The organism is Natronomonas sp. (assembly GCF_046710025.1).
GTDB lineage: Archaea > Halobacteriota > Halobacteria > Halobacteriales > Haloarculaceae > Natronomonas.
This window is the reverse complement of sequence record NZ_JBKEGK010000090.1, coordinates 1-9509: the sequence shown is the minus strand read 5'-3', so window position 1 is coordinate 9509 and position 9509 is coordinate 1. Positions and strand designations below refer to the sequence as shown.

Below are 9509 nucleotides of genomic sequence, written 5' to 3'. Positions count from 1 at the left end.
GTCCGGCACGGCGCGACCGACAGGAGCGCCGTGCCCGACCGCCCGGAACCGTCCCCGAGCGCCCCGAGGGGACGGCACGTGATCGCCCAGCCGTCCGAGGGGCGTGCCCCTCGCAACGGAAGCCTGACCGCAGGAGGGACGACCGCAGGGAGGACCGGCCCGACAACGTGCGGTGCGGGTGCGGAAGGGCACTCATTCATCTGTGTCGTGTTACTCGACGTCGATCACGGTTGGCTCGCTTGGTGACCGAGTCGATCGGTCGCGGTCCGTCGTGAGATCGTCTACTGCCAGTCCGAAGTTGCGCTTGTTGGCCTTACAGACCGCATCGAAGAGATCGCCTGCGAGTGGGATTGTTCCTCCGACCACATCCACGGCGATATTCGCGATCATTTTGAGCAGCGTCGTGTAGGAGACGCCGAGCCGGGCTGCCTCCACTACGATGTACAGCGAGAGGCCGCCGCGAAGCAGCAACGATTACCGAGCACGCCAGTCGCGTCGTCTTCCCGGCATTCTCGCTGGAACGAGGGGAGGGCTGTGAGATTCACGAGAACGCCTACTGGGACCTACAGACGTACCTACTCCGTGAGCGGCTGGCTGCCAACGAGGGGGCTCGCAGTTTCGTCTACGAGTCAACGCGGGAGCGGACGCCACTCGGGCATACTCATCGCGACCACATCCGTGCCCTCTCGATATGGGGGATTCGAGAGATGTACCGTCAGGCCGTTAATAGACTCCTGAACGAGGTCGCGGAGACGGAGCGGTTCTTTCGAGCCGGGATCATCGCCATCGATATCACCGAAGCGGATCCCTTCAGGGGCGATAGAACGGCCCACGAGGACGAGATCATCGGGACGAAAGAGAATGCCGGTCTCAATTTCTGACCGTTTCATACTGTCCGATCCGACCGGCTCAAAGCCAGATCACTAGAACTGGTCGGTATCGTCGGTTCGCCCCCGATCGACCTCAGCTACGGCGGTCTCGAAGTGGGCGGCGGTGAGTTGGATGGTGTCTGGGTCCGTCCCGCCGCCGTCGACGAACTCGCGGACAGCGGCGGCGGCGGCTTCCCGGCAGACGGCTTCGATATCCGCGCCGACGTAGCCGTCGGTTTCGGCGGCCACCTCGCCGAGATCGACGGTCGGATCCAACGGTCGATCTCGGGTATGCACCTCGAGGATATGACGGCGGGCGGCTTGGTCGGGCGTATCGACGTGGATGTGGCGGTCGAAACGCCCGGGGCGCAACAGCGCGTCGTCGAGCAAGTCCGGCCGGTTTGTGGTCGCGATCACGACGACGTTCTCCAGTTCCTCAAGGCCGTCGAGCTCTGTCAACAGTTGGGAGACAACGCGCTCGCTAACGCCCGAGTCGCCGCTCGCACCCCCGCGTTCGGCCGCGATCGCGTCGATTTCGTCAAAAAAGACAATCGCCGGGGCGTTCGTCTTCGCTTTCTCGAAGATGTCACGGACGCCCTTCTCCGATTCGCCCACATACTTGTCGAGTAGTTCCGGCCCCTTCACCGAGATGAAGTTGCTGTCGGCCTCGTTCGCGACGACCTTCGCGAGCAGCGTCTTACCGGTGCCCGGCGGGCCGTACAACAGCACACCTTTGGCCGGCTGCAGCGAGACACGGTCGAACGCGTCGGGATGCTCCAGCGGCCACTGAATCGTCTCCCGGAGTCGCCTCGTCGTCTCCTCGAGACCACCGACGTCGTCCCAGGTCGCGTCCGGTACTTCGACAAACACCTCGCGGAGCGCAGAGGGGGTGACGCCCCGGAGCGCCGCGTCAAAGTCCGCGGCCGTGACCGCGAGGGACGCGAGCACGGCGGAATCTGGGGGCTCCCCATCGGGGCGGATGCCGTTCCGTCGGAGCGTGTTGAGGGCGGCCTCCCGCGTGAGTGTTTTCAGGTCGGCGCCGACGAACCCGTGGGTTCGTTCGGCGAGCGACGCAAGGTCAACATCCTCCGAAAGCGGCATCCAGCGTGTGTGGATCCGCAGTATCTCCTCGCGCCCGTCGCGATCCGGGACGCCGATCTCGATCTCGCGGTCAAACCGGCCCGAACGGCGTAACGCCGGGGCCAACGACTCCGGGTCCGAGGAGGCTCCGACCACGACGAGTCGACCGTCGGCTCCGAACTCGTCGACGAGGGAGGCTAGCGCTCCGGCTCCCGTTCCGCCGGCATTTCGATCCGTCCGCCCGGCGATCGCGTCGAGGTCGTCCACAAAGAGCACCGCGGGACGGTTTGCTTTGGCAGCCTCGAAACGCGCCCGCAGTAGTGACTCCGTCTCACCGTGTCCCCCGGCCACGACGGCAGCGCCGTTTATTCGCTCGATGTGAATGGCAGTCTCGTTCGCCATCGCCTCAAGAAGCAACGTCTTGCCGGTGCCCGGCGGGCCGTACAGCAACACGCCGTTCGGCGTCTCGATTCCCAGCCGGTTGAACAGAGCCGGGGTCAAAAGAGGCAACTCGACGGTTTCTCGAACCTGCGTGAGTTCGGCGTCGAGGCCGCCGATATCCTCGAAGGACGTCGCTACCGGACCGCCGAATGCCGTATCGGCGGTCAACCCCTCGGCCGGTTCCGGGTCGACGGAGACACGCGTCCAGTCCCGGACGAGCACCGCCTCGTCCGGGGTCGTGTCCGTGATCCGGACCGAAACGGTTCGTTCAGTCCGCTCGCTTCGCTCCCCGAAACGGAGGGTCACCGGAACGACCTGCCCAACGGTGACAGCGCGGCTGATGAGTTGCTCGCGGAGCAGGAGATCCAGTCTTTCGACGGCACCGAACCCTGGGGGGAGAGCAATGGTAACACTGTCGGCGGGCGAGACGGGTGTCGCCTCGGCGGTCACGGTGTCACCAACGTCGACCCCCGCGGTCCGGCGAAGTTGCTTGTCCGTCCGGATCGTCCCACCATCGATATTATCGGCCGGAGCGACCTGGGTGATTGCGCGGCCGCCGTCCGGTCCCTCGAGAATAATGTAGTCTCCGCTATCGATGTCCAGCTCCGAGAGCGTCGAACGACCAACGGCGCTGAGCCCCTGCCCTGGATCGCGATCAGTGAGTGGCTCGACGGTGAGTTCCATGTGGCCGTTCTCAACCGTACGGAGGCAGGATATTAAACACACGGGCGATCCCAGACATTCCACCTCAAAAACTAGTTCACCACCGTACACGCCAGCGAATCCTAGAGGCTTAGTTATATACTGAGATGGTGTGGAGGTGTTCGATCGCACGGATTCAGTTCTGCTTAGAAACACTATTTTTTTGAAATACCTCCTGAAATCACGAAGGATATTGATTGTGAGAGGGGTACGCGTAGTCCTGCAATTGTCATTATAGTTTAGGAAAAATATATCTGGTATCCATAGGTATAAGATAGTGGTGTTGAGATGGTCAATGTTACCAGGCCCCAATCAAAAACGGATGAACAGAAACAGCTAGCCGAACGTCTCGGCGCCGAGGATGCGACCGTTGACGATGGACTGACTCTCTCGGAGCTGCAATCGGCAGTAGACCCCGAGATCAGCGACGAGTTTGCCACGATGGGGGCGGTGATCCGAGAGGATCTCGAAGAGACGCTCGACACAAAGCTCATTAACGCCGTACTGGCTGATCTCGAGGTGCAGATCAATCGGCTCCCGGAAGTTCGGGACGCGGGTGTTCCCGACGGAGACATGGAGCCGGAACGCCTGTACGAGGAACTCGTCGAACCAGGCTGGCGGCTGTACGACCACCTGCTCGACATCGGCTTCTTCGAGAGCGTCGATCGGAACGCACCGCGGTTCAGCGCTAAGCACATCCTAGATACCGGTCACGGGCTCTTGGAGGCCGAGCCGCTCACTCGCGAACTTGAACGGGTCGGGTTCGACGAGGGCGAACAGCTTGCGTTGATTGCGAACGTCGTAAACAGCGATACGCAGCTCGAGCGATGGGTTCCGACAGCCGAGATCCCCTACGACGTCGACGAGTTCGACGTCGAGAACGTTCCGCCGTTACACCAGCGGGCGAGTGGTGGATCGTTGCTCTGGATACAGACCCTGGACGTCCACCTGTGGCAAAAAGAGGTACTCCTCACCGAGGAGATACTCGACGACGGCTACTGGGATGTCAAAGGAATGCTCGGCGGGCTGTACTTGCTCGCGCTCGCAGCGCGGGAGATAGCCACCGAGGGACGTGAGCGCTCGCTCACGGATGGACAGTTGATGGCCGCACTGACCGGCAGCGCGGCGATCATGATCGTTAAACAACAGGATATCTGCCACGACGTCTTCTACATCACGGAGGAGATGCGGGCAGAACCGAAAGCGCGGTAACAACAGGAGGGACACCTAATGTCAATAGAGGAAGACCAAGCGGTTCAAGCCGCTCAAGACACCGTCGTTCGAGAAACAGACAACGGATATCGAGTACTCGGCACGCCCGACGAGTCAGTCACCCACCAACACGACATCGACCGGATTCCAGAGTTCGATGTCACCCAAGAGATGCTCAGCGAATCCGGCCAGAACCCGGAGTCGTGGCTCATCTACGGTGGAAACTACGAGATGCATCGCTACACCACGGCCGACATCGTGGACAAAGAAAACGTCAGTGATCTGCAGGTCGAGTACGACATCGAGGTCGGCTCCGGGTCGAGCATGGAGGGCTCGCCGGTCGTCGTACCCGGCGACCCGACGATCATGTACCAGTCGAACGGGCCGAACCATCTCAAGGCTCTCGACGCCCGAAACGGCGACGTGCTGTGGAGTTACACCTACGCCGTGCCCTCGGACGTAGTGTTGTGCTGTGACGATAACAACCGCGGCCCGGCCGTCTACGAGGACAAAGTGTTCATGACGACGCTCGATTCGGGCGTTGTCGCCCTGGACCGATACTCCGGGGAAGAAGAGTGGTACTGTTCCACCGAGGATCACGAACGCGGCTACTCCGCGACCTGGGCACCGGTCGTCCACGACGGCACGCTGTACACCGGGTCCGCCGGAGGCGAGTACGGCGTCCGTGGGTTCCACTGCGCAATCGACGTCGATTCCGGCGAGATCGAGTGGCAGACGCGAACCTGTCCCGAGGAGGAGTGGGTCGGCGATTCGATCAACCAGTCCGGCGGCACGAACTGGATGACGGCGACGTACGACGAGGAGCGCGATGTCCTCTACATGCCGGTCGGCAACCCGGCACCGGACTTCGACGGCTCGGTTCGACCAGGGCCGAACCGCAACACCTGTGGGACGATGTGCATGGACGCCGAGACCGGCGAGCGGCTCTGGTTCCATCAGGAGTCTGCTCACGACGTGTGGGACTACGACACGGCGTCGCCGCGGATGCTCATCCGCGACCTCGAGTACCCCCACCGCGACGAATCGCGCGACACCGTGGTCGACGCGGGCAAGACCGGCTGGGTGTACTCGATGGACGCCGACAGCGGTCGACTCATCACTCGATCCGACCCGGGCGTCCAGCAGTTGAACATGTTCAGCATGATCCCGCACATCGACGATGGGCGGCGCGGCACGTTCATGCCCGGCGGGATGGGCGGTTGCGATTGGCACCCGGCGACGTACAATCCCGAAACCGGGCTCGTCTACTACAAGATGCACAACAACGCCCAGGAAGCCTGGTGGCGCTTCGAGGAGTTCGAGGCGGGCCGAAAGTACTGGGGGGGCATCCTCGAGGACGAAACCGAGGCGATGCCCGACGAGTACAACGGTCACATCAGCTCTATCTGTGCGTTCGACCCGGCGACGGGCAAGCGTGTCTGGCGCGAGTGGATCGACAGTGACGTTTACATCTGGGGCGGCACGATGTCCACCGCGACCGGTCTTATGTTCGCCGGCACTCAAAACGGCAATTTCGTCGCCTACGACGGCGAAACCGGCGATCGCCTCTGGGAGTTCTCGACGGGCGACGCGCCGATCTCCTCGAGTCCGATTAGCTGGCACGACTCCGAGACGGACAAGCAGTACATCGCGATCCAGGTCGGCGGTTCCGGCTGGCTCCGCCGCGGCCAGCGGGACAACCGGCTCGTCGTCTTCTCGATGGATGCGTAATGTGGCAACCGCCACACACGTTTTTTTACACAGTTCGAGGAGAATGCCCCGGGGCTTGACCCCGGGGTTGAATCCGACAACTCGTGAGACAAACCATTAAGTAGACACATCTCTAACCGAGAGACAGCGATGGAATACAGTCACCGCTACCCTGCATACCCGACACAACAGGTAGTCGGTGAACTGGAACGTCACATCGACATTCATCGCCAAGCGTACAACTACACCCTGTACGAGTACGAACACGTGGACGCCGACAATATCGGTTCCGCGTACAAACACCACTACCGACTTCCCGACTGGAAAGATGAGTTTCCTGTCTTCTCGGAAGTCAACTCGAAGGCTCTGCAACGAACCGTCACACGGTTCTACCAGAACCTCGACGGCCTCTCCAAGCAGAAACAGAACGGGCGAAACGTCGGGAAGTTGAAGTGGAAGTCACCGCGAGAGTTCCAGAGTATGACGTTTTCGCAGTCTGGCTTCGAACTCAAAAACACGAGTGGCCGACGTGCGACACTCTGGCTCTCCAAAATCGGTGACATCAAAATCCGATACCACCGCGAAATACCAGATGCAGCGGATATCAAAGAAGTCACGGTGAAAAAAGAGACGACTGGTGAGTGGTTCGTCTCCTTCGGGTTGGAAACCGACGACGCAGACCTGCCCGAGAAACCCGCTGTGGACTCGCTGGACGCGAGTAACAGCGTTGGGATTGACCTCGGCATCCTCAGCTACATCCACACCAGCGACGGCCAAACCGTGGATTGGATCGACCTCGAAGACGAGCGCGAACGCCTCCAACGCGAGCAACGCAAGTTGTCGCGGAAAGAGGAGGGGTCGAACAACTATGAGAAGCAACGTCGTGAGGTGGCGGAGGTGAATCGCCACATTCGGCGGAAGGTGCTGGACTACCAGCACAAGATTACGACGTGGCTCGTCCGCAAGTACGACGCCGTGTTCGTTGAGGATTTGGGCGTGAAGGGAATGCTCGAACAATCGCATAATGCTCGCAACAAGCAAGATGCGGCGTGGCGACAGTTCATCACCCTGCTTGATTACAAAGCCAACCTGTACGGTTGTCACGTCGTGCAGGTCAAACCCGCTGGAACGACGAAAGAGTGCGCAAAGTGTGGCGTGAAGACGGCGAAACCAATCTGGGTTCGTGAACACTCATGTCCATCGTGTGGGTTTGAGACAGATAGGGATGCAAACGCGGCGATGAATGTCTTGAAACGCGGTTTTTCTGAACTAGGGCTGGGATGGCCCGAAGACACGCCTGTGGAGACTGCGCTCCCTACGGATACCGATGACGTTCGAGAGGTGTCTGCAAAGCGCGTCGTAGAAACAGGAAGCCTCGGGGTCGTACGGAAGACGAAGTCTTCCGCGATGACGAGACGCTCCGCGTCTCGAACCACTTGCCCCCGAGGCGATTCACACGGTCCGCACGAATAGTGACATACGTTTTAGCGATCAATCCGACGATCGAGGGCTTCGGGACCCACGACCCCGCAGCGGCGCTTTTCGCCGATGGTGGTCTCGCCTTCGCCATCGAGGAAGGGCGGCTGATCGACCGGAAACGCGCTCCCAAAACGTTTCCAACGGCTGCAGTCGGGAGCTGTCTCGACTACGCCGGGATCGATGGGTCGGCAATCGATCGGGTCGTCATCCCCTGGAACGTCCCGATCGGCGCAGAGAACGGGTCAGTCGCCGCAAAGCGGCGCCGCGCCGGCCTCGAGCGGGCGATCGTCGAGGCGGTCGGTCGTGCTCCGCCGGTCGACTCGGTGAATCATCACCGGTCCCACGCAGCGAGTGCCTTTGTCCCCTCCGGGTTCGACGAGGCGCTGGTCCTCACGATCGACGGGCGCGGAGGCCGTGACTCGACGGTCGTCTGGCGCGGAGGTGATGGGACACTCAAGCGGATCCGGCGATACGAAGCACCGAACAGCCTCGGCTACCTCTACGCCGCAGTAGCGGGCTACCTCGGCTTCCAGCCGTTTGGCGGCGAGGGGAAGATGATGGGTCTCGCCCCGTACGGGGCGATCGGGTCGGATATCGGGGAGCGATTCCGGGGCGCCGTCCGCGGCGGGGTCGACTACGACGTGACGCCGCTGGTCGGATCGGGCGTCCCGACGGCGATCGACCGTCTTGAACGGCTGTTCGGTGCCCCCCGAGCGTCGTCGCGGCGGTCGGTCAGCGCCCGTGAGAAGGCACTCGCACGAACAGTCCAGGCGTTTCTCGAGGAAACGGTCGTCGCCATCTGTGAGACGTACTGCGCCGAACTGGGGCTCGATCGCGTCTGTCTGGCCGGTGGCGTAGCGCTCAATTGCAAGCTGAACCAGCGGCTCGCGGAGTCGCCGGCCGTTTCCGAGTTGTTCGTTCAGCCGGTCGCCCACGATGCTGGGGCTGCCCTCGGGGCGGCGCTGGTTACGATGGGAACGCGATCCCTACCCGCGACAGTGTATCTGGGACCCTCGGCCGAACCGAACGTCATCAAGCGGTTACTTGTCCGTGACGGCGTCGAGTATTCAGTTCCCGACGACCCCGTAGAGTACGCCGCGGTCGCGCTCGCCGAGGGGGCGATCGTAGGGTGGTTCCAAGGGCGTCTCGAGATGGGACCGCGGGCGCTCGGCAACCGAAGCATTCTCGCCGATCCCCGCTCTTCCGACGCCCGAGGCCGGGTCAACGGCTTCGTGAAAGGACGCGCTTCCTGGCGGCCTTTCGCCCCATCGGTGCTCGCCGAGTCGGCTACTCGGTACTTCAATGGGCCGATGCCGGCGCCGCATATGATGCGGACGGTCGACGTCACACCCCAGCGGGACGGAGAAATCCCGGCGGCACGGCATCCGGGCGACGGGACGGCCCGCCCACAGACGGTCACGAGGGGTGACAATCCGCGATATCATCGGCTACTGGAAGCGTTCGCGGAACGGACCGGCGTCCCGGTGTTGCTCAACACGTCGTTCAACGAGTCCGGCGCGCCGGTCGTCGCGACGCCGGCCGACGCGCTTGACGTCTTCGATCGAACGGGGCTCGACCTGCTCGTCCTCGAAGACTGTGTTGTCGAGCGATCGGATCACCGACAGTAACATCTCCCGCCGTGGACAGCCCTACGGAGGAGACGGTCCGGCGTCGGAATCGGCCGGCTCCAGCGTCCCGGTTGACCCGCAGACGGGACACGCCAACACCCCTTTCGTTGGCGTCTTCGCCTCCGCGTGGGGGAATGTGGCCTCACAGTCCGTACATCGGGTATTCGGGTCGGTCACGCCGAGGGAGCCGTGCTCGAACGGGACGCCGCGAACGACGCTGTGGCCACAGACGGGGCATCGGAGGCCGGATCCGTCCGACTGTTCGGCGGCCGCTCGCGGGAACGTCGCCCCGCAGTCGGCACACCCGGCGTTGATCGGCTCGTCCATAGACGCATGTTATGTGTACACATGTTTTACTCCGTCGCTCAAAAGCGTACACGCCGCTCGG

The 9509-nt window shown here is 62.3% G+C and carries 8 protein-coding genes and 1 pseudogene; 5 read left to right on the top strand and 4 right to left on the bottom strand.

The window, feature by feature from the left end; genetic code table 11:
- Together ACI944_RS07785 and ACI944_RS07780 are read right to left on the bottom strand one after the other, a co-directional pair.
- A partial coding sequence (locus ACI944_RS07785) for a hypothetical protein (protein WP_411718486.1) occupies positions 1–200 on the bottom strand: 200 nt, incomplete at its 3' end.
- A 10-nt stretch (positions 201–210) separates the two neighbouring features.
- Positions 211–435, bottom strand: coding sequence for a DUF4112 domain-containing protein (locus ACI944_RS07780; protein ID WP_411718487.1), 225 nt, complete (start codon positions 433–435; stop codon positions 211–213).
- Between the two features lie 26 nt (positions 436–461).
- On the opposite strand from ACI944_RS07780, the pseudogene ACI944_RS07775 reads away from it, so the two are divergent.
- Positions 462–860, top strand: a pseudogene (locus ACI944_RS07775) (transposase); the annotation flags it as partial.
- 63 nt (positions 861–923) lie between these two features.
- Here the strand turns inward: ACI944_RS07775 and ACI944_RS07770 are convergent.
- The gene (locus ACI944_RS07770) at positions 924–3074 is read right to left on the bottom strand and encodes an AAA family ATPase (protein WP_411718485.1); all 2151 of its coding nucleotides are present in this window, start codon (positions 3072–3074) and stop codon (positions 924–926) included.
- A gap of 306 nt (positions 3075–3380) precedes the next feature.
- Between ACI944_RS07770 and ACI944_RS07765 the strand changes: the two genes are divergently transcribed.
- From ACI944_RS07765 to ACI944_RS07750, 4 genes are all read left to right on the top strand, one after another.
- A complete protein-coding gene (locus ACI944_RS07765) occupies positions 3381–4304 on the top strand; it encodes a hypothetical protein (RefSeq protein ID WP_411718484.1) in 924 nt (307 codons plus the stop codon).
- An 18-nt stretch (positions 4305–4322) separates the two neighbouring features.
- Entirely contained in the window at positions 4323–6035 is a 1713-nt protein-coding gene (locus tag ACI944_RS07760; RefSeq protein WP_411718483.1) for a pyrroloquinoline quinone-dependent dehydrogenase, read from the top strand.
- 129 nt (positions 6036–6164) lie between these two features.
- Positions 6165–7487, top strand: a complete 1323-nt coding sequence (locus tag ACI944_RS07755) for an RNA-guided endonuclease InsQ/TnpB family protein (protein WP_411718482.1) — start codon at positions 6165–6167, stop codon at positions 7485–7487.
- A complete protein-coding gene (locus tag ACI944_RS07750) occupies positions 7487–9121 on the top strand; it encodes a carbamoyltransferase (protein ID WP_411718481.1) in 1635 nt (544 codons plus the stop codon). Before ACI944_RS07755 ends, ACI944_RS07750 begins: the two co-directional genes overlap by 1 nt.
- A 21-nt stretch (positions 9122–9142) precedes the next feature.
- On the opposite strand, the gene ACI944_RS07745 is transcribed toward ACI944_RS07750, so the two are convergent.
- Positions 9143–9448 (bottom strand): hypothetical protein, encoded by a 306-nt coding sequence (locus ACI944_RS07745; RefSeq protein WP_411718480.1) that lies wholly within the window; start codon positions 9446–9448, stop codon positions 9143–9145.
- Between the last annotated feature and the right edge of the window lie 61 nt (positions 9449–9509).

Bases quoted from the DNA above. Each gene is read 5' to 3' on its own strand.
- ACI944_RS07765 (WP_411718484.1), top strand. From the start codon at position 3,381: ATGGTCAATGTTACCAGGCCCCAATCAAAAACGGATGAACAGAAACAG.
- ACI944_RS07745 (WP_411718480.1), bottom strand. From the start codon at position 9,448: ATGGACGAGCCGATCAACGCCGGGTGTGCCGACTGCGGGGCGACGTTC.
- ACI944_RS07760 (WP_411718483.1), top strand. From the start codon at position 4,323: ATGTCAATAGAGGAAGACCAAGCGGTTCAAGCCGCTCAAGACACCGTC.
- ACI944_RS07770 (WP_411718485.1), bottom strand. From the start codon at position 3,074: ATGGAACTCACCGTCGAGCCACTCACTGATCGCGATCCAGGGCAGGGG.
- ACI944_RS07755 (WP_411718482.1), top strand. From the start codon at position 6,165: ATGGAATACAGTCACCGCTACCCTGCATACCCGACACAACAGGTAGTC.